Raw genomic sequence first — 24936 nt, forward strand, 5'->3', positions numbered from 1 at the left:
TCATCACCAGTGTTGTGCCGATTGCGTCGAAAGAGGCCCCGTGCGAATCGCCATTCCCCTGACCGGAACCCGCGGGGATGTGCATCCCATTGTGGCGCTCGGCCTGGAGCTGCAGCGGCGCGGGCACGACGTCCTCATCGGCGCGCCGCCGAATCTGGTCGACTTCGTCACCGCGGCAGGGCTTTCCGCGCAGCCGTGCGGACCGGACGTGCAGCAGCTGTACAGCTCCGAGGAGGGCCAGCGCGCGCTGGCGACCGGAAATACCCTGCGCCTGTTGCAGATGGTCGGACAGCAGATGGCCGGTTACGCGGATCAGATGAACCGCGAGGTCATCGAGGTGTGCGCGGACGCCGACCTGATCGTGGCCACCACCGTCACCGAGGATCGCGCCGGTTCGGTCGCCGAGGCGCTGGGCGTGCCGCTGGTGGCGCTGCACTACTTCCCGTGCCGTTCCAACAGCGCCTACCCGTTCATGGGTTCGCTTCCGGCGCATTGGAATCCGCCGAAACTGGTCAATCTCGCGACCTGGGTGGCGGCGGAGAACGTGCGCCGCCTTGTGTTCCGGCGCTACCTCAACGACCTGCGCGCCCTGCTCGGCCTGCCCAAGACCTGGACCAGCCCGGCGGAAGCCCTGGCCAAGGCGAATGTCACCGAGGTCCAGATCTACGATCCCGCCCTGGTGCCCGGCCTGCCGGAGCTGTGGGACGAGCGCCGCCCCTTCACCGGCTTCCTCACCCTGGATCAGGTCACGCGCGCGGCGGTCGGCGAACTGTCCGGCGATCACACCGACATTCTGGAGTGGATCGCCGCGGGCGAGCCGCCGGTGTTCTTCGGCTTCGGCAGCATGCCGATCAAGGACACCGCCGCGGTGCTCGCCATGGTGGACGCGGTCTCGGCGCGGCTGGGCGTGCGCGCCCTGGTGAGCGCCGGCTGGAGCGATCTGGATGTGGCGCAGGCCCGGGCGGGCAAGCATGTCAAGATCGTCGGCGATTTCGCGCACGATCTGGTCTTCCCGCACTGCCTGGCCGCGGTGCATCACGGCGGTATCGGCACCCTGTTCGAGAGCCTGCGCGCGGGCCTGCCCACGCTGGTGTGCTCGGTGTCCTTCGATCAGCCGCTGTGGGGCGGGCAGGTGGAGAAGCTCGGGCTGGGGGCGCACCTGCCGTTCACCAAGCTCAGCGCGGACCGGATGGAAAAGCTGCTGGCCCCGTTGCTGACCGCGGACGCCCGCGCCCGGGTAGCGGCTTTCGCGCGCACCCTGCGCACCGAGGGCGCGGCCGAGTACGCCGCCGACATCATCGAGGCCGCCGCCAAATGACCGATACCTTCACGGGTCCCCGCCCGCTGCTGCCGCCCGTGATCGCCGATTCGCTGGTCATGTTCCGGCGCTGCGCCCGCCGCACCCTGCGCAGCCCGGACACCCTGGTCATCTCGCTGAGCATGCCGATCGTGATGATGATGCTGTTCACCTACGTGTTCGGCGGCGCGATCGACGTCGGCGGCTCGTACCTGAACTATGTGGTGCCGGGGATCATGCTGCTGTGCACCGGATTCGCGGCCTCGATCACCGCCACCAGCGTGAGCACCGATATGACGCAGGGCAGCATCGACCGCTTCCGCACCCTGCCCATGTACCGGCAGGCGCTGCTCACCGGGCATCTCCTGGAGGGCGTGGCGCGCACCATGGCGGCCATCGCGATCGCCGTGGGAGTGGCCGTGGCGCTGGGTTATCGGCCGGCTGCCGGACCGCTGGGCTGGCTCGGCGCCACCCTGGTGATCCTGTTGTTCGTGGTGGCGGTGGTGTGGTTCGCGGTGGCCATGGGCATGGCGGCGCAGAATCCGGAAGCCGCGGGCGGGCTCACCTACGCGATCACGCTGACCCCGTACCTGAGCAGCGCGTTCGTGCGCACCGAGACCATGCCGAGCTGGTTGCGCGGTTTCGCCGACGCGCAGCCCGCCACCCCCGTCGCGGAGACGGTGCGCGGGCTGCTGGGCGGCGCGCCCGTCGACCGGTGGGTGTCGGCGGTGCTGTGGTGCGTACTGCTGGCCGCTATCGGATTCGGCTGGGCCGGTTACTCTTTCCGGCGCATGTCATACCGCTGACGCCTGCGCGATCAGGGCGGCGTAGAGGGTGATGATGAACAGCATGGCGGGGACCGGCGGGTAATCCGGTTCCGTGGAGGTCCGGAAACGCTGGGCTCCGGCGAGCGGAATCAGCAGGAGCGCCACGGGAATCCAGCCGATCACCGCTACCGCGCCGGTGTAGGTCCAGGGCCGCACCAGCGCGAGGTCCACGGCGACCGCGAGGGCCGCCAGCGCCAGCGATACCGCGATGCTCCCGGCGGTGCCCAGCGGGTTGGAGTAGTACATCTCCCCCGGCCGCTCGACCCGCGATGTCTTGCGCGCGAATTCGAATTGCAGGAACGCTCCGGCGAAGACGAGCGCCAGCAGCGCGATCCGGCCGTGCCCGGCGACCTCGCCGGTGTCGATCGCCGACAGCAGCACGTACGCGGTGATCAGCAATTGCACCGGATAGGTGACGACCAGGTTCAGCAGAATCCGCCCGCGCACCGCCGCCGACGCCTGTTCCAGACCCCACAGCACCAGCCCGTACGCCAGCACCGCCGCGATCATCAGCGCGGACCGGCCCGACAGCAGCCAGCTCCCGGCGACCGCCCCGACCGCGATGATCCCCATGGCGGTGCGCAATTCACCCTTGCTCACCGCCCCGGTCACCAGCGGCCGATCCGGATTGTGCACCCGGTCGTATTCCAGGTCCTTCTGTTCGTCGACCATGCGCAGATACAGCAGCACGGCCGCCACCACCACGATCCGCACGGCCGTCGCGCCGGTCGGCCGCCAGGACGCATCCGGCTGTGCGACAACGGCGGCGGTGCCTTCCAGCGCCAGCACCCACAGCACCGCGTACAGCAGGTAGTACGGCTTGTACATGACCCTGGTGAACGCGGTTATCCGCGCGACGGACTCGAAAAGCCCAGGACGCGTGTCGATCTGGGTCATCGCACGTCCTCGTCCGGCCGCTGCCAGCCGTCCCACCCGATCAGTTCGGTCACGGGCGTGCGGCGGCGCACCGGATTCTCGGCCCCGGGCAGCAGGTGCGCCACCGGCAGCAGCGCCACCTGGGTCACCTCATCGCACGGAATGCCGAGCAGCTCGCCGATCTCGCGCTCGTAGAACAGGTGCGCCGTGGTCAGCGTGGACCCGAGCCCGCGTTCCCGCAGCGCCAGCATGAAATTCCACACCGCCGGATACACCGAGCCGTAGAAGCTGGCCAGCCGCCGCGCCGACAGCTCCTCGGGCGGGCGGCCCACCGAGCACACCAGCACCAGCGCCGGCACCTCGTGCATGTGATCGGCCAGATACTGCCCGGAGTTGATATCGGGCCGCAGCTCCGAGGGGATGGCACGCCCATCGAGGTTGGCGGCGAACCCTTTCCGGTAGTACGCGCCGATCTGCCGCTTCAGCTCCGGATCGGTCACCACCACGAACCGCCACGGCTGCCGATTGGTGCCGCTCGGCGCATACGCGGCGATCTCCAGGCAGTCGAGCAGATCCTGGCGCGCGACCGGACGGTTCAGGTCCAGCCGCCGCCGGTAGGAGCGCGTGGCGGTGAGCAGTTCGCGCCCGTTCAAGCGGTCGCTCCCGCCCCGGAAGGCGTTGCCTCGTCCGAGAATTCGAGATCGATGCGGGCGGCCACCACGCCTTCCTGCCGGATCTCGCAGCGCACCACGGTGGCGTCCACCCCGGAGTCGCCGATCTCGGCGATGCATTCGGTGGGCCGGTCCAGTTCCACGAACTGCTCGAAAGTACTTGTCACGCCGACCAATCGACGGGAGTAGGGCTGGAGCGCCGCCAGCGCCACCTGCCGCCCGGCTTCGATGAGCAGGTTGCCCGGCGCGTGATCGAGCTCGTGGTCGAACAGGATCGGATGCGAGGTGTCGGCCACCAGGATCGCGTGGGTGCGCCCGTCCTCGGTGCGCGGCGGTCCGATCACCACATTGCGCGCGATCTCCCGGCTCACCAGCGCGGCCGCGGCCCGCTCGCCGACCGGTCCCGCGCCCTGGAATGCCCCCAGCCCCATGCGATTCCGCTGCCCGTTGCGCGCGGCGTCCCACTTCCACGGCGGCACCCACGAATAGTTGAGATCCACGGTGCCCATCGGGATGCCGTCGCAGCTGATGTCGAACATCAGGTGCAGGCCGCTCAGCTGCTCGTCCCGCTGGAACTTACGCAGGGCCCGCGCCCGCATCACCAGATCGGCCGGGGCGGAGCCGATCGACCACAGCGGGGAGTCGGCGACGGTGCCGTTGAAATTGCGCACCAGGAACTGCTGGTCGCCGGGCACCGCGTAGAACTCGTGGGCGATGGCGATGCACGCCTGCCGCACCGCCTCCATGACCGCCACCAGGTCGTGGCGTTGCGCGGCCGGGCCGGTGTGGTCGCCGTAATGCCCGTGCATGCGCGGCAATTGCGCGCCCACCAGGAAGGTGTCGGGTTCGATCACGTCCAGGGAGGTCACGAAGACCTCGGCGACGGCGCAGCGGTGCGTGAGCATGCGCGGGACGGTGCGCACGTGCGTGGCCGTCACGATTCCGGTCTGTGTCACGGTCGCTCCTCCAACCAGTCTCGGGCGGTCACCTGCGGCAGCGATTGGATGCGGGTGCCGGGGGTGCGCATGGGTAGTACGTAGGACCCGAGTACGACGGTCGCCCAGGGGTCGAGGTCGCGGCCGGCGTCCCAGGCGGCGTGCAGCCAGGCGGCGCAGTCGGCGTCGGATTCCGGTGCGGGGCGGCCGGATTCGCCGACCAGGGTCGCGATGGCGGCCGCGCGATCGAAGGAGCGGGCGGGGGCCTCGGCGTAGATCTCCTTGGCCAGCACCGCGGCTTCGGCAGCGCGATCGCGGCCCGCGTCCGCCTGTGCGACGACCTCGGCGCGGGTCGGCTCGTCGAAGTAGATGCCGAGTTCGCGCACCACGTCCGCGGGGTCGTCGGGGGTGTGCACCAGGTTCAGCAGGTAGCTGTAGCGGCCGAGCAGGTAGCGCAGCTGGCCCGGCACCCGCTTGCCCGGATCGGTGGGGCCCTTGGCCTGGGTGAGGCGGATCGAAGTGGGCAGCGCCGCATCGGTTTCGCGCACCACCAGCACCATGGCGTCCGACAGGTCCATGAGCAGGGCGGCCAGGCGGCGGCGTTCCAGGGAGGCGATGTTCCAGGCGAAGTACCAGAGGGCCCGGATGACGTGGCGGCTCAGCGTGACCCGGTGCGCGCCGACGACCTCGAAGCCGTTGTCGCGCAGCCATTCCAGGGCGGATTCCACCGCGCGGGCGGCGATGGCGTCCGGTTTGAACAGCAGCAGCGCGTGATCGTGCGCGAACCGCACCGTGTCGTAGTTCAGTCGTTCCAGCTGTTCGACGGCCTCGAGGACGTAGGTGTCGTCCAGGTAGGCGTCGACCTTCTCGGTCGACGGCGTCAGCCGGGTGAGCAGGGTGCGCAGGGTGTCGCCGGTCAATTCACGCCGCCTTTCCCGGTGCGCGCCAGCATGTCCGCGATGGACGGCAGCGGTGCACCGAGGTACCCGGATTCCAGGCAGTAGTCGAGCAGGGTTCGCAGATAGTCCTTGCCGGTGGCCGGGGAGGGCCGGCCGAGCAGTTCGTCCGCGCCGGTGGCGTCGAAGGCCAGGCGGCGCTGGAAATAGCTGGTGTAGAGCACGCCGATGCGGCGGAAGTACTCGCGTTCGATCGGCTCGAGATCCTCGGCGTCGAAGGAGGTTTCGGGGACGAAGGTGGCGACCTCGAAGGACGGGTACTCCGCCAGCACGTCCGAGACCTCGCGCAGCGACAGCGTATCGCGGCCCACGGCGTGCAGGGTGCGGCCCTGGGCGTGCGGGAAATCCAGTGCCGCGGCGACGATCACCTCCGCCACGTGATCGACCGGGGCGAGCGAGAGGGTGGCGTCGTAGCGGCCGGGCAGGGTGCGCAGCTTGCCCTCCACCATGAGTTTCACCACGGTGTAGAGGTTCTTGTAGTCGCGGATGGCGCCGGTGCCGGTCGCACCGGTGACGATGCCGGGCCGCACGATGCTCCAGCGCAGCCCGCGCGCGCCCGCCGCCCGCACCAGCTGTTCGGCGCGTAATTTGCTGCGCTCGTAGCCGTTTCCGAAGGATTGCCCGGCGTCGAGTTCGTCCTCGCCGATGACGCCGCCGCGCATCCCGCACACGTAGGCGGTGCTGACGTGCACCAGCGGCACGTTCCAGGCCAGCGCCAGTTCGACGGCGTGCTGTGCGCCGCGCACATTGAGTTCGTCGTAGACGTCTTCGGCGGCGTCGAAAGCCGTGGTGGCCGCGCAGTGCACGATGAGACCGATTTGGTCGCGCAACTCCTGGGCGTCGACGATCCCGAAACCGGGGACGCGGATATCGCCGTGCACGCGCGCGTGCGGTTCGAACGGCGTGCCGTCATTGCGGGTGATGGCCGAATTGCTGTGCAGCACAGCATGCACCGGCTTGCCCGCCGCCGCCAGCTTGGCCGCGACCTCCGCGCCGACCAGGCCGCTCGCGCCGGTCAGCAGGATCGTGTCGCTCACGCGCGCACCTCCAGGGTCCGGGTGACGAGGTCCACCACGGCATCCACCCGCAGCACCCCCATCAACTCCTCCGGCTTGAATCGCGGCAGCTCGAAGGAACGTTCCAGTACCACCGTCAGCTCCATGAGCCGCAGCGAGTCGTAACCCAGCTCCTCGATGAGCCGATCCGTGCCCGCCATCTCGGCGACCGGCTGCGGCGCCATCGCCGCCACGATCTCCCGAACCCGCTGCGCCACTGCCGCATTCCCTGTCATGACTGCTCGCTTTCCCGCAGATGCGGCTGCTGTCCACCGCTGGCGAGCAGGTCACGCGCCTCGTCCAGCGGTACATCGGTATCCAGATAGCCCGCGAGCCGCAGCCAGTCGTAGCCGATGGCCAGCGTGCGCTGCCATTGCTCGCGAGAGTCGAACGAAGCCGGGAACTCCCCGGTGGAGCGCGGCTCCCCCGCCACCCGCCGCACCAGCGCGACGAAATCGTCGAGCACCGCGAGCCCTTCGAGGGGATCCCCCTCGGCGATCAGCTCCGAGAACCGCACCCGCCGAACCGCTTCCAGCCCGGCGAGCAATGCCCCCCGCTCCGGCGTATGCGCGGGCAGCAGCCGTACCACCGTCCGCCCCGGGGCCACGTCCCCGGGTAGCGGGCTGACCCCGAACGCGGACAACAACACCCGCACACTCATCATCAAAAGCCGGTGCGCCGCAATATCCGCGACCCCGCCCTGCCCGTCCTTGACGGCCCCCACCAGGTCCTCCCTGGCGTTCTCCAGCACGATGTTCGACCACACCAGGTTCAGCCCGCACTCGGTGAACCGCTTGGCGGGCAATGCCGCCAGCGTCGCGATCGCCCCGTCCCGCACCAGCCCGGTCAACCCGAGCCCCGGAGCAGCGGGACTCGCCACCGGCGTCTGCGGCCGCACCGGCTTCAGCATCGCCAGCGCGGGCTCGATGACTTCCGCGCCCCGCCACTGCAATCCGACGAACCCGAGCCTGACGAACTCCGCCAGCTCGGCCCTGATGTCCTGCGAACTCCGCGCGAGCACGTCCCGCGCCGAATGCCGGAACACCACTTGCCGCCAGGCCCGTGCCGCGTCGTCGGACAGTACGAAAACGTCCTGATCGTCCCGCAAGACGTGCAGCCGACCGCCGATCGCCCAGGTGGTGACTCCTGCCCGCCGCGCGAAGACGACCTGATGCGCGTCATCCGCGATCCCGGGCACGCCGAGTTCGGCGGCCAGCTCCAGCAGGCGCGTCCAATAGCGTTGCGCAGCGGCAGTCTCGTCGGTCGATAGTGTGATCGCCGTGGCTGCGAGTTCCTGGAAGCGGTCGATCAGCTCGTGTGCGCCGATCCGGTCGAGCTGGCGGGGTAGCCATTTCGACTCGATGTAGGTCTCGCCTTGGCGAGCCGCCCAGCTCTTCATTGCCTGGCGGAGTCCGTCGGCGGCCCAGTCGAAGGCTTCTTCGTCTTCGCCGAGGGCGCGAAGGGCGATGGCGTAGCGCAGGGCCTGGGCGGCGCGGAGCGCCCACCAATCCGCGGTCTTCGTGCTGAATTCCGGGTAGGGGATCAGGTTGCGGAGGCCGTCGATGTCGACCTCGCCGGCCTGGACCACCGTGGCGCGGAGGAAGCGCTGGCAGCGGTTCAGGGAGTCCTCATCGGGGGCCGATGCCACCTGCGCGAACTGCTTGCGGATCTGTGCTGCCGAACGGCTGCGGACCTCGACGCGGCGGCCGTCGGCGAAGAGCACTGTCGGCATGGTCGGCGCGTCTTCGTCGCCGTCGGTCACCACGAGGAAGTCGATGTCGGATCCGGCATTGCCGAAGCCCTCGGCGAGTGAGCCTTCGAACAGCACGGCCGCGCCGGACGGGATCGAAACCGCTTCGGCGGCGGCCTCGAACAGTCCGCGGACGCGCTCGATCGGCATACCGAGGTGGGGCGTCCCCTGCTCGGCCAACTGTGGCGCGCCCTGCTCGGTTTCGTGGACGACCGCGCCGGGCAGCTCGCCGTCGCGCAGCAGCTGCCACATGTGGCGGCGGCGCGGCTTTCCGCTGGAGGTGCGGCGGATGAGGCCGCGGGGGCCGGTGACGATCTGGACGGTCTGGGCGGGGCCGAGGTGGCCGCGAATGATTTTGCGGGCCTCGGCGATCCAGTCGCCGGGGGTGGCCTCGGCGAAGAGGGCGACGCCTTGGACACCGGCTTCGGAGATACCGACGGCGGCGAGTTTGCCCTTGGTGAGGCCGGTTTCCTGGGCTACGCGGGATTCGATGTCTTCCATGAAGACCGAGCGGCCGCGCACCTTCAGGCTGGTGCCCATGCGGCCGAGGACGAAAACCTCGCCGTTGTAGAGGAATCCGGAGTCTCCGGTGTAGACACGTTCGTCGGCGAAGCGGGTGGTGGAGCCCGGGCCGGGTGCGCCGGAGTAGCCGAGCGCCACGGAATCGCCGAGCACGACCATCTCGCCCAGGACGCCGTCGGGCAGCTCGCGGCCCTCGTCATCGACCACGACGACCTGCGACTCCGGCGTCGAATAGCCGAGGCCGGTAATCCATCCCGCACCTTCGATACGGTGCCTGTCGTCAAGGATCGCCTGCTCCAGCACCGGAACCGGTTGCCCGAAGCGCAGATTCGGGTTGTCGAGTCGCAGCGCGGTGATCGGCTGCTCGCGACGCGAGGAGCTCACCATCAGCGTCGCTTCGGCCAGCCCGTAGGCGAGGGTGTAGGCGTTCATCGAAAAGCCCTGCCGCCCGGTGAGTTCCGCGAAAGCTTGCAGGTCAGCCAGCTCGACAGGTTCGGACCCGATGACCAGCGACCGCCAGCCCGACAGGTCCAGGTCGGCGATCTCCTCCGGCCGCACCCGGTGCGCCGCGTAACCGAGCGCGAACGACGGCGACGGCCCGTGCTGGGCGTGCGCCATGGCCCGCAACCAGCGCGCGGGATCACGCACGAACTGATCGGGCCGCATGATGTACAGGCCGCACTGATTGGTGACGGCGTTCAGGAACGCGCCGATCAGCCCCATATCGTGGTAGAGCGGTAACCACGACACGATGGTCTCGCCGGGCCGCAGATCGATGTGCCGGGTGATCAGCCCGATGTTGTTGGCCAGGTTCCCCCAGCTCACCTTCACCCCGCGCGGCGCGCCCGAGGATCCCGAAGTGAATTGCAGCAGTGCGACTTCGGACACCGCTCCCAGCTCCCGGACTTCCGGGGCGGGCGGCAGGTTCGCGGCGTCGACCACCAGCGGCTCGTCCGTCCGCCCGGCCTCGGCGGCCGCCCGCCGCACCAGGGCCTCGAATTCCGGTGCCGTGACCACCAGTTTCGGCGCGGCCTGCCGCAGAATCCCCGCGATATGCGCCACGATCTGGTCCATATCCCCGAACATGGGCGGCGCGACCGGCGTGAACACCCCGCCGCACGCCCACACGGCATAGAACGCCGCGAAGCACGGGAACCCGGTCGGCATGATCACGCACGCCCCGTCGCCGCTGCCCAGCCCGCCGGCGCGCAGCAGCCCGGCGATCGACCACGCCTGCCCGGCCAGTTCCGGATACCCCCGGTACTCCCAGCCGTCGGCTTCGTCGGCCAGGTGGATTCCCGCGTCGGCGGCGGGCGCGGTCAGCCAACCACGCACCGCCGCAACGGGATCGACGCTGTCGTTCACGCGGCATCTCCTTCCGGCAGCACGGTCACCGTGCCGCCGGCTCCATCGACTCGTATGCGCATTCCGGTCCGGATGCGCCGGGTCACGTCGGGCACCTGCACCACCGTCGGCACACCCAGTTCGCGGGCCACGATGGCCACGTGGGTGAGCGGGCTGCCCCGCTCGATGACCAGCGCCGACGCCGAGGGCAGCGCCGCCACCCAGCCCGGATCGGTGCGGTAGGCGACGAGGATCCCGCCCGCCACATCGAGGGGTTCGTCCACGACCACCGCCACGCCTTCGACCACACCGGCGGCCGACGGCGTCCCCGGCAATACGTCACCGACCGCCGCGGCTTCGGTGCCGGTGATCGGCACCCAGCCCTGTGCGGCCAGTTCGGCGCGACCGAGGCCGGGGCCCACGGTGGTGAAGCGCGCGGGCGCCACCAATCCGGAGTCCCTGGCCCGCAAGCTCTTTCGAGCCGCGACCACCTCCCGCAGCGCCGCGGTGTCGCCGCCTTCGTAGCAGCTGCGCAATTCTTGCACGGTCAGCTGGAAAACGTCGGGGAAGTCATCCAGCACCCCGCGCGCCACCAGGTCCCGGCCCATCACCCGGATCATGCGTTTCACCATGCCGAAGGCGCGGGTGCGGCAGAATCGCAGGCTTTCGCGATGCGCGGCGGCGCGAGAAGTCTTGGCGCGCACCCGATCGTAGATGCGGCGGCGGATGCCGCCCAGGTTGGCGTCGAGGTATGCGTCGGCCTCGCCGCCGCGTCCGGCGCTCACGGTGTCGCCCACCCGGCTCGACGCGCTGCGCAGCATGATGAACAGGCTGGCCGGATCCTCGTGCAGGTCCGGGGTTTCCAGCTTCAGCTCGTCGAGGCTGCGGTACCCGTAGCGTTCGATGTAGCGATCCACCGCGGCCAGGAACTCGGGGTGATCGCCCGCGCGCAGGGCGGCGTAGATCTGTTCCGGCGCGGTCGAATTCACCAGTTCGGTCAGTGCGGCGTCCGCCCGCACCAGCTGCGCCAATTCGGTCATGGCGCGCGCGGGTTCGGCCGATTCCACATCGGCGCCCGGGCCCATCACCGCGTACATGAACGATTCCGGGGCCTTGGGCAGGAACGCCTTGGTCAGCCCGAACAGCACGCCCATCAGGGTCAGCAGCATGGCGTCCAGCACCATCATCGGACCCCAGCGTTCCACCAGGTCGCGATCCACTTCCCGATAGGCGCGATACGCCTCTTCACCGGTGAGGGCGGTGTAGTCGAGAGTGTCGTATTCGTCGTAGACGCGATAGAACTCGGCGGCGAACTTCTCCATCATGGCGTCGATGCCGGCGATCCGCCGCAGATAGGTGACGGTGGTGATCGCCCGCGAGCGCAAGCGCGCCGGGGTACTCCGGAAGGTGAAGGGCCGCAGCGTCTTCGCGATATCGTCGGCGAGGGGTTCGCCCACGCCGAGCGCGGCTTCCAGCACCTTGCGGTTGAGCGGATACCCGGGCGCGATGCCGACCATCCGATACCAGTGCAGCAGGTTGTAGTACACCCGCCCGTGGAAACTGCCCAGCAGCCATGGCGTCCACTCGTCGGTCTGCCGCACCTGCTCGTCCGGCACCCGCAGCGACTGCGCGTAGCCGCGATACACCCGGCCGTAGATCTCGGCCGCGACGGTGTAGGTCAGCGGCGAGGTGATGCCGCTGAAACTCTCGATGATGTTCGAGTTGTCCCAGATACGCACCGCGCCGGCGGGAATCGCCTCGCCCGCACCGCGCAGTTCGACGCCGGGCAGTGGTTCGGCCAGGGTGGTGATGGGCCGCGCCTGCAACAGCCACACTCCATTGTCATCGATGGCCCATTCGATGTCCTGCGGTGCGCCCCGATCGATTTCGAGTTTGCGCCCCAGCTCGGTCAGCTCCGCGATCTCGGCGTCGGTCAGCACGGCGGCCCCGCGCTCCCCGGCCTCGACCTCGCGGCGCGCCAGTCCGTCGCCGCCACTGGGATCGAATCGAATGTCCTTGTCCCCCAATATGATTTCGATCACAGCGCCGCCGTCCTTGTCGACGATCACCGTGTCGGCGTCCACCGCCCCCGAAACCAGACCCTCACCCAGCCCGTAGACGGCGCTGATCACCAGCTCGTCGCGCGCACCACTGGTCGGGTTGGCCGTGAACAGCACGCCACTGGCCCGGGCCGCGACCAACCGCTGCAACACCACTCCCGGCGCACCCGCCCGCGGCAACTCGCGCGCGAACGCGTAACGCACGGCCCGCTCGGCGAAAGCCGAAGCCCAGCAGTCCCGCACGCGCGCGATCACCGCGTCCGGGCCCCGCACATCCAGATGGCTCTCGAACTGCCCGGCGAAGGAATGCTCGTCCCCGTCCTCCGCGCTCACCGACGAGCGCACCGCGATCGGATCGTCCCCGAACCGCTCACACGCGGCGCCGATCAGTTCGCGCACCGCGTCCGGCAGCGGCGCACCGGTCACTTCGGCCCGCAGTTCCGCCGCGTACGCCACGGCCGTGTCCGGATCATCGATGCGCGCGAATTCCGCTATCGCGGTGTCCAATCCGCTCCCCGCCGCGAAAGCGTCGAACACGTCACTACCCAGCGCGACCCACTCCGGCACCTGAAACCCGTTGTCCCGCATCGCATACAAGCCCCGCGCCTTACCACCCCCCAGCGCGCCGAGCTCCGCCTCGTCAGACCATGGACCCAATACCCGCAAAGCAGCTCTCCCATCACCCCCGGCCCGCAACCACAGCAGGACACCTCATCCAACGGGAGCTGGACAAGATCAAGGGGTAGTCTCTGAATAACTTCTACTTCACAACCTGGCCAGCCCACACTTTTTGGGTCAGCGAATTCCCCGCCCTCGATTTGTGATCCTGCAAATCGGTGCTATTAGAGTGCGGTGATGGCGTACGTGCTGACCACGAGCCGGCTCACCCTCCGGCCGGTGACTCCGGCGGATCATGCTGCGCTGCTGGCGCATTGGACGACGCCCCAGGTGCGCGAATTCCTGTTCGACGGCGCGGTGATGACGGACGACGAGGTCAGCGGTGTGATCGCGGACAGCGTTCGCACGTTCGCCGCGGACGGTTACGGGCTGTGGCTGGCGTGTTCACCGACCTTGATCGGCACGGCGGGCTTACGCCCGCTCGACGATCTCGGCCTGGAGATCTTCTATTCGCTCGCGCCGTCGGCCCAAGGACGCGGTTACGCCACCGAGGCCGCCGTCGCCGTCATCGACCATGCCCGCGAAACCCTCGCGCTGCCAGCCGTATTCGCCGAGATCGACGCGGGCAATACCGCCTCGCACGCGGTCGTCACCCGGTTGTCCATGACGCCGTTCGCGACCGTGCCCGGCCTGCTCGGACCCATGACCCGCTACCGCCTGACCTTCCCACCGCAGTAGCCGACCGGTAACGGCACCGGCCGCCGCGCCGATGTCGCAGATACCGGGCAGGGCTCCAGCACGAGAAAGGACCGGACCGTGAACTTCGTCAACGGCATCGCCAACGCCGCCTACCAGTACGCGATCGGTGCACCTCAGGACGTTTGGATGGGCTGGCTGCTGTACGCCATCGGCATGTGACCGACCGCACCGGAATCATCCGGGCCCGCCGCCGCGTTGCACACACCCGTATTCGGTCTGGTCGATGCGGTGAGTGCGCTGATCTCACCGCCGGTGTGTGGGAGGGCGTTGTGAACACCCGGCTCCTGGAGTCGTTTCTGGCGGTCGCCGCGGAGCGGAACATCACCCGTGCGGCCGGAAGGCTGCACATCACCCAGCAGACGCTGTCGGCGCAGATCCGCAATCTGGAACGGGAAATCGGTGCGGCGCTGCTGGTCCGCGACTCGCGAGGGGTGCAGCTCACCGCCGCCGGGAAGGTGCTGGCGGCGGGCGCCAGCCGGGTCGTCACCGAACTGTCCGCGCTCACCGAGCAGGTGCGGGCCGCCGACGCGATCGGCGAACCGCTGCGCGTGGTGGCCTGCCCGCGGGCGTCCGCGCTGTTCATGAACCGGGTCGCCGACGCCTTGGAGACCGCGGTTCCCGGCACCCGGGTGGAGCTGGTCGGCGCGCGCACCGTCGCCGACGGGCTGCGCATCCTGGAAGCCGGGCGCGCGGACGCCGGATTCCTGTGGGCGCCGCTGCCGACCGACACCGCGTTGCGGCAGGATCCGATCGGGACCGACTCGTGGGTGGCGGCGCTGTCTCCCGGGCACCGGCTCGCCGACCGCGAATCCTTGCTGCTGGCCGATCTGGCGGCGGAACCGCTGGTGCTGCCCGCCATCTTCGTTTCCGACCGGGCCGAACAGTACTGGCGCACCGCGTTGCGCCCGCCTGCCGCGGCCGCATCGCCCGCGGTGCACGACGTGGAGGACGGGCCGACGCTGGCGGCTCGCCGCCGCGCCGTCTGGCTGGCGCCCGCGTCCATGGGCCGTCGCTACGTGGACGGCAATCTGCGGGTGATCCCGGTCGCCGACGCCCCGCCCATCGACGTCTCGGTCGTCTCCACCTCCCGCGCCCCGGGGCGGCTGAGCGCCGAGCTGGCGGGCGCGGTCCAGGCCACGCTGTCCTGATCGGCACAAGCGCGGCCTGTGGCGGGCATCGAAAAGAGTTGTTTTCCAACGCTTCCCGCCGCCCGCAGAATCGCAGGACACCCTTCCCCCACCCCCGAGGATGTCCCATGCCGACCCGCAGCACCGCCGAGGTCATCGACCTCTTCAATCGCGCCTTCCTGGAACAGGACCCCGAACTGCTGACCGATCTGGTCGACGACGGATGCGTCATGGAGTCGGCCCAGCCCGCCCCCACCGGCGAACGCGTCGAAGGGGGCGCGGCCTGCCTGAAGTTCTGGCAGACGCTGGTGCTGGATCAGACCTCCCAGTTCACCCCGCAGGAAGTGATCGTCGCCGGCGACCGGGCCACCATCCGCTGGCAGTACCGGTTCGGTCCGGGCGCGAACGACTGGGTCGAGGGCGTGAACCTGATGTGGATTCACGACGGGCGCATCATCGAAGCGCTCGGCTACAGCAAATCCACCGGCGACGTGCCCTTGGCCACCGACGAGCACACCCTCACCCTGATCGCCGGCTTCACCGCCGAACCCGGCCAGGAACAAACCCTGCGCGATGCGCTGAACGCGATGGTCGAACCGTCGCTCGCCGAATACGGGTGCCTCGCCTACCACCCGTACACCGATCCGAACCGGCCCGGGCGGATGATCATCGTCGAGGAGTGGACCAGTGAGGCGGCGCTCGAAAACCATTTCTCGCTACCGCATTTCAAGCAGGTCTCGGCGATTCTCGACGAAATCCTCGCCGAGCCGTTCACTCTGCGCCGACTGACCGATCGCGGCTGATCACGAAGTCGGCACCGGCACGGTGCTGGACTTGACCAGCTTGCCCACTCCGACAGTCACATTCGCGTCCGTGGCGACATCGGAGCCCGCCGCCGGGGTCTGACTGACGATCTTGCCGACCTGGGTGGGGTTGGTGACCATCACCTCGGTCTGCTGCGGTTGGCTCTGTATCCCTTTCTCTTTCAGTGCGGCGGCGGCCTGCGCGGGCGTGAGACCCGACAGGTCCGGCATCTTGACGGTGGTCGTGGCCGGGCCGGTGGAGACCGACACCGTGATCTTCGATCCGGCGGTGGCGGTGGTTCCGGCGGCCGGATCGATGGAAACGACAGTCCCTTTCGCGGTCTTGTCCGCGATCTCGGCCTGCACGACGACGAAGCCCAGCTTCTCCAGTTTCGCCTTCGCCTGCGTGAACAGGTTGCCGACGACATCCGGTATCTCGACCTTCTCCGGTTGCGGTGCAACGGATGTCGTCGTGGTCGTCGGCTGCTTCGCGGTCGTGGTGGGTTGTGGTTCGGGGGTGGTGGTCACCGGCTCGGCGGTGGTGGTCAGCGACGGTTGCGTCGTGGCGGGCAGGGGTTGCGGTGTGGTCGTGGCGGCTGTTCCACCGCTGCGGGTCCCGACCTGCTGATAGCCGACGAGCACCAGCGCCAGCGCGATGCCGAGCGCCACCACGATCCACCATCGGCGGCGACGGTCGTCGTCGGGCGCACCGGGACCGTCGTGTTCGTCGCGATTCCTGCCGGTCGTGGTCCGTGGCGGGATTGGTGGAACCGGCGCGGTCCACGGCTGTGGAGTCAGTAGTCGCGTCTCGGTGGCCGGGCGCTGCGGGATGGTTCCCGGTCCCATCGTCGTGGCATTGGGTCCGGTCGGAGGTCGCGCGGTCGTGGCGCGTGGACCGGTCCGCGGTCCTGCGATCGCCGGGTTCGGCCCCGTCCGCGGGAGCCGTGTGAAGGCACCGGAGCCCGGCAATCGGAGCGACTGTTCCGCCGCCCGCGCGAACTCGCTACATGTCGCGAACCGCCGCTCCGGCTCCTTCGCCATGGCGCGCGCGATCACCTCGTCGAATCCCGTTGGCAGGGCGGGATTCTGCCGAGAAGCCATCGGAACCGGCTGATAGGCATGCCCGTAGACGATCCGCCCCACATTGTCCCCGGGATAAGGCAACTGCCCCGTCACCATGTGAAAGAACGTGCACCCCAGCGAATACACATCCCCGCGATGATCCCCCTGCCCCGCCTTGGTCAACCGCTCCGGCGCCGCATACTGGAAACTCGCCAGCACCTCCCCCTGCCGAGTCAACTGCCGGCTCTCATCCATCGTCTTCGCGATCCCGAAGTCGGTCAGCAGCGCCCGCTCACCCCGCCCATCGGTGAGCAGAATATTCCCCGGCTTCACATCCCGATGCAGAATCCCCTTCTCATGCGCATGATCCAGCGCCGCCGCCGTCTCCCCCAGAATCCGCACCGCCCGAACCGGATTCATCGCCCCATTCCGCAAAGCGACCGCGACATCACTCCCATCTACGAATGTCATTGCGATCCAAAGCCGCCCCCGCTCCTCCCCCCGCGCATAAACCGTGACGATATTCGGATGCTCCAGCCGCGCAACAGCATCCGCCTCCCGCCGAAACCGCACCCGATGCTCCGGATCCCCATCCTCCGGCACCGTCAACAACTTCAAAGCCACGAACCGCGGCAAATCCCGATCCCGAGCCTGATAAACGGCCCCCATCCCCCCGGCCCCCAGCTTCCTGAGTATCTGATACCCGGCGAACACCTCCCCCGCCCTGAGCACGCTGTTCACCCGCTCCTCCCCCCAAGCGGTCCCGACCATGGCCGTCCTTCATCGCAGTACACGTACCTCCGTATCGCGCCGCGCCGCAGCCCCCGTTATCCCCGCTCCCTCTCGCTCCATCCGACTGTTGATCGGCAGGTTTCCAGTTCGATCGCATTGCTGCCGATCCGCCGCACCGACTCGGTCCCGAGGGGATAATTCGATCAAGCCTCAGGCTGACGGAAGGGGAGCCGTTATGAGCACGAGCTGCTCGGGCAATCCGGACCTCTACGTGCAGATACCCGCCTATCGAGACCTGGAACTGGTCCCCACCCTGCGGGACCTGTACGCCCGAGCGGCGCGGCCCGATCGGCTCCGGGTGCGTGTCATGTGGCAGCGCGGGGAAGACGAGGCGCTGCCGCCGGACGTCCGCGCGCTCCCCCGGCTGGAATTCGACGAGGTGCCCGCCGCCGCCAGCGAGGGCTGCAACTGGGCTCGCCGCAGATTGCAGGAGGCCTGGCAGGGCGAGCGCTACACCCTGCTGCTCGATTCCCATCACCGTTTCGTGCCCGGCTGGGACGACCTCGCATTGGGGATGCTGGAGGTGTTGCGTTCCACCCGGACCCCGCAGCCGATACTCACCGCCTACCTACCGGCCTATCACCCGGGCATCGAACACCGCTCCGCCCGGCCGACCCGGATCTACCCGCACGCGCGTGACCGGGGCGTCCTGACCCGGTTGAAGGGCGCGGCCATCGACGATTTCGAAACCCGCACCGAGCCGGTGCCCGCGGACTTCGCGTCACTGCATTTCCTGCTCGCGGACGGGCACTTCAACACGGACCTGCCCTTCGACCCTGCCGTCTATTTCTTCGGCGACGAGGTCCTGACCAGCGTGCGCGCTTTCACCGCCGGCTACCGAATGTTCCACCCGCACCGCGTGATCGGCTGGCACGCCTACGACCGCACCTCCCGCGTCACCCACTGGGCCGACCACACCGGCCAAGCCGAACGCCACGCCCGTTCCCTTGCCGCCCTCCGCGATTCGTTCACCGGAGCCCGCGACATCTCCCCCGCCGGCATCGCGGCCTTCGAAGACCACGTCAACCTCTCCCTGGTGGCCTGATGATCGACACCGCGGTCGTCCTGCATCCCGGCACCGTCACCTGCGTGGACGGCTTCCTCGACGGCGAGGAATGCGCCCGCATCAATGACGATCTCCTGCACACCTTCTGGTGGGAGAGCCCGATCATCCGCCTCGACCGCCAGCAGCGCCTGATCTCCGGCCACTCGATCACCCGCACCAGTTCGACCACGGACGAAACCTGGCTGAGCGAGCAAACCCGAGAACTCCTGCGCGCCATCGAACACCGCCTGGCAGCCGACTTCGCCACGCCCCCAAACCATTTCGAACCCTGGCAGCTGGCCCGCTACCGCGCCGGCGAACGCTTCGACGAACACCACGACAGCGGCTTCTTCATCAACGACCCCTGGGGCGAACGCACCATCTCGATCCTCATCTACCTCACCGACTCCCCCTCCGGCGGCAGCACCTACTTCCCCACCCTCCGCCGCCGCTTCCACCCCACCCCCGGCCGCCTCCTCGCCTGGCCCAACCTCCTCCCCGACGGCGCCGCCGACCCCCGCATGCGCCACATCGCCTGCCCCGCCCGCCGAGTCAAAACCATCCTCTCCACCTGGATCCGCCAACTCCCCACCGACCGAAGGACCCTCCCATGACGATCTCGAGCAAAGACAAACGAGTAATCCAGCAGGTCGTCAAAGCCCACGGCCCCACCCTCGACCTCGAAACCCACCCCGAAGTCCTCATCGAAATAGTCCGCAAATGGGGCTTCGACCTACTCGAGGAAATCCCCGACGCCGGCGTCCGCCCCGGCGGCGTCAGCCCCGTAGGCCCCACCAGCCTCCTCGAAGGCCCCCGCCTGGACGACATCCTCAAGGCCATCCACACCCTCCAACGCCAGGTAGACAAACTCACCCGCAAGCTGGAGGCCTGATCCTCCGGCGTCGCTACCGCTTCAGGCTCGCCAGCAGCTTGTCCAGGTGATCGTCGTCCGCGAATTGATGGAACTGCGGACCCGCGGCGGTGATCACGAGTACCTGATTGCGATCCCAGCCGGGCATCTCCCGGACCTCGACCGGCGACTTCGTCATGTCGATGAGGACACCGCGATAGCGGGCGTCGGCGTACAGCGACCGCAATGCCGATGCCACCGCGCCCACCGCGGCGACCACGAGCAGCGTTGTTATCGGCTCGAAGCCGGCCCGCTTCTTGAGCTCGGCGCCGGCCTCGGTGAGGGCGCGGGCGGTGGAGTCGCGGTGCTCCGGTGAGGTGATCCACACCAATTCCATGGAATCCGTCATTTTCCTTCTCGTTCGGTGCGGCGCATCAGGTGCCGGCGCGCTTGGCGTACTTGTTCGTGCATGACGGCGCGGTCCTCGGCCAGTCCGAGATAGTGCCGGGCTTCGTCTATTCGTCCCTGGAGCAGCATGAGATGGCAGGCCTGGGCGTATGCCGGTGTGAACCAGGGGAACTCGGCGATGATGGCATCGAAGAGCTCGTGCGCGAACTCCCCGGCCTGCCGATCGCCCAGCTCGAACAAATCGGCCGAGACCTCCGCTCGATACTGCTGAACGCACAAATACTGTGCGCCCGAAGCTATCTCGTTCAGGAGTGTGAGGCATTCCCGCAGCAGCCGACGCCGCCGATGCCGCGAGCGGGTCGCCGCGCGGCTGTACATTTCGACGAATCGCACGACGGCGGCCGCGTCATCATCGGGCGGGGCGAACGCCGAGATCGTCTGGCACACACCGACCATCAGCTCGCCGACATGGTCATCGCCTTGGAACAGACAGGATTCGGCGAAGGCGTGCTCGAATGCGTCGAGCCAGCGCTGGTCGAAAAGCGCCTTGACGCTCAACGCCTGATGCAGGAATTCGACCGGAATGCCGGTGGCTTCCCAATAGGTGGCGGCGACCTCGGCCGCCAGCACGTGCGCCCACAGTCCGTCCTCGTCGCCTTGACCGATATCGGTGAGGGATTTGATCAATGCGGACGCGATCGTCGCCGGTACCGCGGTCGCGTCCCGGTCGATCGCGAGAATCCGCAAGCTCAGGGCGTCGTCGACGCGTTCGTATTCATCGCACCACGTCGCGAAGTCCAGCAGCGCGGGCACATCCGCCGCCGGACTTTCGGGCGTGAGGCCGGGCAGTATTTCCTCGACGGGTGCGTCCCACAGGACGGGCCGCCGCAGCAACTGATCCGCGGTGAGCGGGGTCGGCTGGTGTGCGCTGAAATGGGCGTCGGAGTTGCCGGATTCGACGAATTCTTCCCAGAAATTGCTCAGCTCACGCAGCTCTAATCGCCCCTGCGGCCATCGATCTCGCCAGCCGGGCGGTATTCGCACTCGTTGATCGATGTATTTGGTCAGGGTGACACCCGTATCGGTGTGCTCGATCTGCGTCATCGCGGTGCCGCGGAGCAGGATGAGAATGTTCGCGCCAACCAGTTCCGACGTCGATGCCGGGTCGAGCAGGACGGCTCGCGCATCGATCCACACTCGCGGAATGCGGTCGTATCCGCCCATTGTCGGTGTGCCGGCGAACTCCTCGGCCACGCGGGCCTCGATGATCGCACCGTCGAGATCGCTCGCCAGGTAGAGCTCCGCCGGGTGCCGGTCGGTGTCGTTCATCGAACCCCAGCGAGTCTGCAGCGCGCCGAGCAGCCCGTTGATCTCGTCCCGGAGCCCCGGGTCCGCCACGGTCATCGCCTGCTGCGCCGCGGTGCCGAGGAGGAGCAGCCGATCTGTGGAATGTGGATGCGTCAGCGCGGCACCGGCCGGCGCCGGGTCGGCATCGTGCATCAGCCGGAAGATCCGGAAGGTTGCCCGCAGGTCGACCAAACCTGATGCGGCACAGATGTTCAGCGCGTAGGCATCGGCATCGATCTCGTCGGATCGGGTTTGCGTGGCGGATTCCCCGACGCGGTCGAGATGGCCCAGCCGGATATGGGAGTACTCGTGACAGAGGGCGAATATGAGGGCGTTGAGGATCAGATGGTGGTGCACCCGCGCGAGATAGGCCCAGTCCAGCTCGGCTTCGAACATCCAGTCCGGCGCCGAGTCCGCCCACACCCGCTCGGCTCCCCACGTCGACAGCAGTTCTGGGGCAGGCGGCGTGAGTTCTCCGTATGCCGCGCCGGCCATCCCGCGAGCAATCGCCTGCACCAGCCGATCGGGATCCGTTCCACCGGCCGCCGCCCCCACCAGCGTGAGCAGCCTGGTCTCGAATCCCTCCAGCTCGGTCACTTCACGCAGCGGATACTGCGGTTCGAAACACATCTGCCGATACCGCGCCAGATACTGTTTCGCGCAGTCCAGGGACCGCACACACAGCTCCCGCAGTCGCGGCATCCCCACCGTGATCCGTCCATCGCTGTCGGCGGACAGCACCGGCGCACCCTCGGTAGCGTGCGAGCCGCCAAGAACGACCCCGCCGCCCGAGCGCGGATCGATCACCTCCGAGAGCCCGTCCCGCGCGAGCCGCACGAGGCCCATCAGATAAATATCAGGATCCGAATTGCCTTGCAGCGCTTCAAGACATTGCGATCCGAGCCGCTCATACGGCACCGATGCGGTCCACATGCCCGACACCTCGCCCCCTACCGCACGATCGGATTCCAGCTTAGGCCGGTACCACCGGATTTCGCGCCACATCCGGCGATGGCCTGTTCGCGCTGGTGCACTCCTTGCCGTCCGACCGGCCACAGCAGCCGGTGTCGCTTTCTTACAATCGCGGGCGGCGCCGGCGGCACAGACTGGGTTGACATCAATGTTGCTACGAGAGAGGCAAGATTCATGGCAGTCGCCACGCTGAAGATGCTCACCCTGGACAGCGCCGACGCGCGGCGAGACGCGGAGTTCTGGGCGGCCGCGCTCGGTTGGAAGGTTGCTCACATGCAGGACGAGTACGCCATGCTGACCGGTCCGGACCACGCATTGGGATTCGGCACGGTCTCGGACTATCAGCCGCCTACCTGGCCGAACGAGAATGGAACCAAGCAATTCCATCTGGATTTGGCGGTCGAAGACCTCGATGTGGCGAGTAAGGACCTGGTCGAGCTGGGCGCCACGGTGCCGGAGTTTCAACCGGGCGAAACCTGGCGGGTGCTGCTAGATCCGAGCGGCCACCCGTTCTGTCTCACCCTCGCTGCCAATTGGGGCTAGCGCGCCCGAGTACGCGGCGACCTCCCGGGGAAATTCATTGGCGGGCGCTCTGACGATTCGCCCGGGCGAATTGCCCCGGCGGCATACCGATTTCGGCGCGGAATACCGCGCCGAACGCCGAGACGCTGGAATATCCGAGGCGGGTGGCCACCGTCTCGACGGTCAACCCGCTGGCCAGCAGTTCCGCGGCGAGTATCCCGGTGATCTCACTGGACAGCGCTCGGAAAGTGGTGTTCTCCTCGGCGAGTCGCCGGCGGAGCGTGCGCAGGCTCAGCCCCAGATCGGCGGCCACAGTGCGCTGATCGGCCACACCGCCTCGGTGCACGAGCAATTGCCGCACCTGACCGCTCAATCCGTTGAGCTCCTGCCGTCGTCTCAAGGTGTCCGCGCACATGCGTTCGTACTGTTGCATGATGACCGGATTCGCCTGCGGCATCGGTCGATCGAACTCCGAGGCCTCGAGGAGCAGGCAGGTCCGCTGCGCGCTGAACAGGATCTCGTCGACTCCGAGGAGCGTGCCGACCGCTTCGTACACCGGGCACTCTTCGTACTCGACCTCCAGACGGCGAACCGCCATATCCCAATCGAGCAGGCCACGCTGCACCATTCGCAGGGTCGCGAGGTCGCGCTCGATAGCGAAGCGGCGCACATCCTCCGGCAGATGTCCAGCGTCGAGGCTGAGCCGTACCACCGGTCCTTGATAGTCGAGGTTGTACCTGACGTAGACGAAGGACAATTCGGCATAGTGGACCCACACCTCGACCATCTCGCGCACCGTCGCACAGGTGCTCAGGACAATGGCGAGACTGCCGAGCATGGCCAGATTCGTCTGCAGACCGGCCATGAGGCCGATGCCGCGTTCGTCCTTTTCGCCCGCGAGAATGTTCCGGACGATCTGCATCTCCTGATCGACGCTGATCTCGATGTCGGGGTTGGACAGGTCCGACTCGGAGATCGCCGAGCCCTCCAGCGCCTCGGACCGGGCCATACCGCGCACCGCTGCGAAATCGACCAGGACCGCGGCACTTACGGTCGAACGCACACTCCTGAAATCACCGTAGATCCCAGGCATCACGAAATCCCCCTGTCAACACTCGTAGGAACGCGCCGCAGACTCGCCCGTCGTCCGTTGCACGAAAGCTGACCTCAATCCTCCATTTTCTGGCCAGGAGGTGGAATCGTCCTGACGATCCAGCAGATCGAGGCCCGGTAGGGTGTCGGCCGGCGATTCCAATAGTTTCCGTCGCAAAGGAATTCGCGGCGCCCATGAGCTCGCGGCCGTGCCGGTCAATGCAAAGTTCCGAGGACATGGCCGAACACGAATAGTACTGGCCAGAAATCGACATATCCTCATCGGGCATTCGCCGGGGGCGTGTCGCTACAGTCGCCACGATTCGATTGGTTCCGACGAGAGGGCGGAGCGCGCAGTGCCGATGACGGGCGGGCAGCGATTGCCGGCCGAGGTATTGTGCCGAATGAATCAGGCCCCTGACCGGTTTCCTGGTCAGGGGCCTGATTGATGCTCCCCCATCTGGACTCGAACCAGAAACCTGCCGATTAACAGTCGGCTGCTCTGCCAATTGAGCTATAGGGGATTGGCACTTGGTGGCTGGCCCTTCCGGACCGGCCGGAGAAAACTTTAGCGTATGGGTTGTTCACTTCCCAAATCGCGCTTCTACCTGCGGACATGCCAGCGGGAGGGCGGAGTGACAGGGGGTGGTGGGGTCGGGCAGGATGTAGGGGCGGACGGGCCAACGGGAGGAGCTTCTCGGAATGTTGCGGTTGATCATCGGTGTCGCGGCCGGGTACGTGCTGGGCGCGAAGGCCGGGCGGGCTCGGTATGAGCAGATCAGTAAGACGACCCGTGCGATCAGTGAGAGTCCTGTCACGCGGAAGTTGGTGTCGGCGAGCCGGCAGAAGCTGGCGGACAAACTGAGTACGCAGCCGAAGCTGGAACCGATGGTGCCGATTGACGAGCGGACCACGATCATGGTGCCGCACGATCAGTTGCGGCGATAGGCGCCGGAGTCGCTGCGGCGGAAAGTCATTCGGTCTGCTTCGGGTGACCGACATGTACGGCGACCACCCAGACGATTCGCTTGTCGGGGTCGGTGCAATACCAGATGCGACCGCCTGCGGTGACTTCGTACTGCCATTGATCCAGGCACGTGCCTCGGATGACGTGACTGGCGAAGTCGCCTCGCAGTCGATGCTGACGGGCCGGATTCTCCGGCGTCGTCGGTCGTTCAGTGAGTACGATCCACGCCTCCCAGGTGTTGGATCGTGCTGTGCGACACAATTCTTCCCATCCGCTGGC

22 protein-coding genes and 1 tRNA gene are annotated in these 24936 nt (G+C 67.9%); 10 read left to right on the forward strand and 13 right to left on the reverse strand.

Going from position 1 to position 24936, the window contains the following annotated elements:
• Positions 1-40 precede the first annotated feature (40 nt).
• Both NY1_RS27640 and NY1_RS27645 read left to right on the forward strand, forming a co-directional pair.
• A complete protein-coding gene (locus tag NY1_RS27640; RefSeq protein WP_067719473.1) occupies positions 41-1318 on the forward strand; it encodes a glycosyltransferase in 1278 nt (425 codons plus the stop codon).
• Positions 1315-2103, forward strand: a complete 789-nt coding sequence (locus NY1_RS27645; protein WP_067719477.1) for an ABC transporter permease — start codon at positions 1315-1317, stop codon at positions 2101-2103. The genes NY1_RS27640 and NY1_RS27645 overlap by 4 nt, the downstream gene beginning before the upstream one ends.
• Here the strand turns inward: NY1_RS27645 and NY1_RS27650 are convergent.
• Genes NY1_RS27650 through NY1_RS27685 form a run of 8 tightly spaced genes read right to left on the reverse strand, consistent with a single transcriptional unit; the run spans position 2092 to position 12989 of the window.
• A complete protein-coding gene (locus NY1_RS27650; protein WP_084535389.1) occupies positions 2092-3021 on the reverse strand; it encodes a UbiA prenyltransferase family protein in 930 nt (309 codons plus the stop codon). The genes NY1_RS27645 and NY1_RS27650 overlap by 12 nt on opposite strands.
• A complete protein-coding gene (locus tag NY1_RS27655; RefSeq protein ID WP_067719480.1) occupies positions 3018-3653 on the reverse strand; it encodes a nitroreductase family protein in 636 nt (211 codons plus the stop codon). The genes NY1_RS27650 and NY1_RS27655 overlap by 4 nt, the downstream gene beginning before the upstream one ends.
• A complete protein-coding gene (locus NY1_RS27660) occupies positions 3650-4627 on the reverse strand; it encodes a ScbA/BarX family gamma-butyrolactone biosynthesis protein (protein WP_233434509.1) in 978 nt (325 codons plus the stop codon). Before NY1_RS27660 ends, NY1_RS27655 begins: the two co-directional genes overlap by 4 nt.
• A complete protein-coding gene (locus NY1_RS27665; RefSeq protein WP_067719483.1) occupies positions 4624-5526 on the reverse strand; it encodes a nucleoside-diphosphate kinase in 903 nt (300 codons plus the stop codon). The genes NY1_RS27660 and NY1_RS27665 overlap by 4 nt, the downstream gene beginning before the upstream one ends.
• Positions 5523-6599 (reverse strand): SDR family oxidoreductase, encoded by a 1077-nt coding sequence (locus NY1_RS27670; RefSeq protein WP_067719485.1) that lies wholly within the window; start codon positions 6597-6599, stop codon positions 5523-5525. The genes NY1_RS27665 and NY1_RS27670 overlap by 4 nt, the downstream gene beginning before the upstream one ends.
• Complete coding sequence (locus NY1_RS27675) at positions 6596-6835, reverse strand: acyl carrier protein (RefSeq protein ID WP_233434510.1); 240 nt, start codon at positions 6833-6835, stop codon at positions 6596-6598. The genes NY1_RS27670 and NY1_RS27675 overlap by 4 nt, the downstream gene beginning before the upstream one ends.
• Positions 6836-6849: 14 nt before the next feature.
• On the reverse strand, positions 6850-10254 hold the full coding sequence (locus tag NY1_RS27680) for an AMP-binding protein (protein WP_067719491.1): 3405 nt from the start codon (positions 10252-10254) through the stop codon (positions 6850-6852).
• Positions 10251-12989: a phosphoenolpyruvate synthase gene (locus NY1_RS27685; protein WP_369690455.1), complete on the reverse strand. Its 2739-nt coding sequence runs from the start codon at positions 12987-12989 to the stop codon at positions 10251-10253. The genes NY1_RS27680 and NY1_RS27685 overlap by 4 nt, the downstream gene beginning before the upstream one ends.
• 159 nt (positions 12990-13148) lie before the next feature.
• Here NY1_RS27685 and NY1_RS27690 point away from each other — a divergent pair, with 159 nt between their 5' ends.
• The 3 genes from NY1_RS27690 to NY1_RS44260 all read left to right on the forward strand — a co-directional run bounded on the left by NY1_RS27690 (position 13149) and on the right by NY1_RS44260 (position 15600).
• Complete coding sequence (locus NY1_RS27690) at positions 13149-13649, forward strand: GNAT family N-acetyltransferase (protein WP_157762503.1); 501 nt, start codon at positions 13149-13151, stop codon at positions 13647-13649.
• A gap of 290 nt (positions 13650-13939) precedes the next feature.
• Positions 13940-14818 carry a LysR family transcriptional regulator gene (locus NY1_RS27695; protein WP_067719499.1) on the forward strand — a complete coding sequence of 293 codons (879 nt, stop codon included), beginning with the start codon at positions 13940-13942 and terminating at the stop codon, positions 14816-14818.
• A 107-nt stretch (positions 14819-14925) separates the two neighbouring features.
• A complete protein-coding gene (locus NY1_RS44260; protein WP_218028436.1) occupies positions 14926-15600 on the forward strand; it encodes an antibiotic biosynthesis monooxygenase in 675 nt (224 codons plus the stop codon).
• Here the strand turns inward: NY1_RS44260 and NY1_RS27705 are convergent, their stop codons facing one another.
• Positions 15601-17433, reverse strand: coding sequence for a protein kinase domain-containing protein (locus NY1_RS27705; protein WP_084535391.1), 1833 nt, complete (start codon positions 17431-17433; stop codon positions 15601-15603). It lies immediately after the preceding gene.
• Positions 17434-17629: 196 nt separating this feature from the next.
• On the opposite strand from NY1_RS27705, the gene NY1_RS27710 reads away from it, so the two are divergent.
• Genes NY1_RS27710 through NY1_RS27720 form a run of 3 tightly spaced genes read left to right on the forward strand, consistent with a single transcriptional unit; the run spans position 17630 to position 19391 of the window.
• Positions 17630-18499, forward strand: coding sequence for a GlcNAc-transferase family protein (locus NY1_RS27710; RefSeq protein ID WP_067719506.1), 870 nt, complete (start codon positions 17630-17632; stop codon positions 18497-18499).
• The gene (locus NY1_RS27715; protein ID WP_067719509.1) at positions 18499-19113 is read left to right on the forward strand and encodes a 2OG-Fe(II) oxygenase; all 615 of its coding nucleotides are present in this window, start codon (positions 18499-18501) and stop codon (positions 19111-19113) included. The genes NY1_RS27710 and NY1_RS27715 overlap by 1 nt, the downstream gene beginning before the upstream one ends.
• Positions 19110-19391, forward strand: a complete 282-nt coding sequence (locus NY1_RS27720) for a hypothetical protein (RefSeq protein ID WP_067719512.1) — start codon at positions 19110-19112, stop codon at positions 19389-19391. Before NY1_RS27715 ends, NY1_RS27720 begins: the two co-directional genes overlap by 4 nt.
• A gap of 13 nt (positions 19392-19404) precedes the next feature.
• Here the strand turns inward: NY1_RS27720 and NY1_RS27725 are convergent, their stop codons facing one another.
• Positions 19405-19758, reverse strand: coding sequence for a hypothetical protein (locus tag NY1_RS27725; protein ID WP_067719515.1), 354 nt, complete (start codon positions 19756-19758; stop codon positions 19405-19407).
• Positions 19755-22388 carry a phage exclusion protein Lit family protein gene (locus NY1_RS27730; protein WP_233434517.1) on the reverse strand — a complete coding sequence of 878 codons (2634 nt, stop codon included), beginning with the start codon at positions 22386-22388 and terminating at the stop codon, positions 19755-19757. Before NY1_RS27730 ends, NY1_RS27725 begins: the two co-directional genes overlap by 4 nt.
• Between NY1_RS27730 and NY1_RS27735 the strand changes: the two genes are divergently transcribed.
• Positions 22272-22619, forward strand: coding sequence for a VOC family protein (locus NY1_RS27735; RefSeq protein WP_233434516.1), 348 nt, complete (start codon positions 22272-22274; stop codon positions 22617-22619). The genes NY1_RS27730 and NY1_RS27735 overlap by 117 nt on opposite strands.
• Before the next feature lie 34 nt (positions 22620-22653).
• Here the strand turns inward: NY1_RS27735 and NY1_RS27740 are convergent, their stop codons facing one another.
• Together NY1_RS27740 and NY1_RS27745 are read right to left on the reverse strand one after the other, a co-directional pair.
• Positions 22654-23661, reverse strand: coding sequence for an AraC family transcriptional regulator (locus NY1_RS27740; RefSeq protein ID WP_067719524.1), 1008 nt, complete (start codon positions 23659-23661; stop codon positions 22654-22656).
• A gap of 480 nt (positions 23662-24141) precedes the next feature.
• Positions 24142-24214, reverse strand: a tRNA-Asn gene (locus NY1_RS27745).
• 178 nt (positions 24215-24392) lie between these two features.
• On the opposite strand from NY1_RS27745, the gene NY1_RS27750 reads away from it, so the two are divergent.
• Positions 24393-24638 carry a hypothetical protein gene (locus NY1_RS27750; RefSeq protein WP_067719527.1) on the forward strand — a complete coding sequence of 82 codons (246 nt, stop codon included), beginning with the start codon at positions 24393-24395 and terminating at the stop codon, positions 24636-24638.
• Positions 24639-24936: the final 298 nt, after the last annotated feature.

This window comes from Nocardia yamanashiensis NBRC 100130 (assembly GCF_001613325.1).
In the GTDB taxonomy this organism is placed as follows: Bacteria; Actinomycetota; Actinomycetes; order Mycobacteriales; family Mycobacteriaceae; genus Nocardia; species Nocardia yamanashiensis.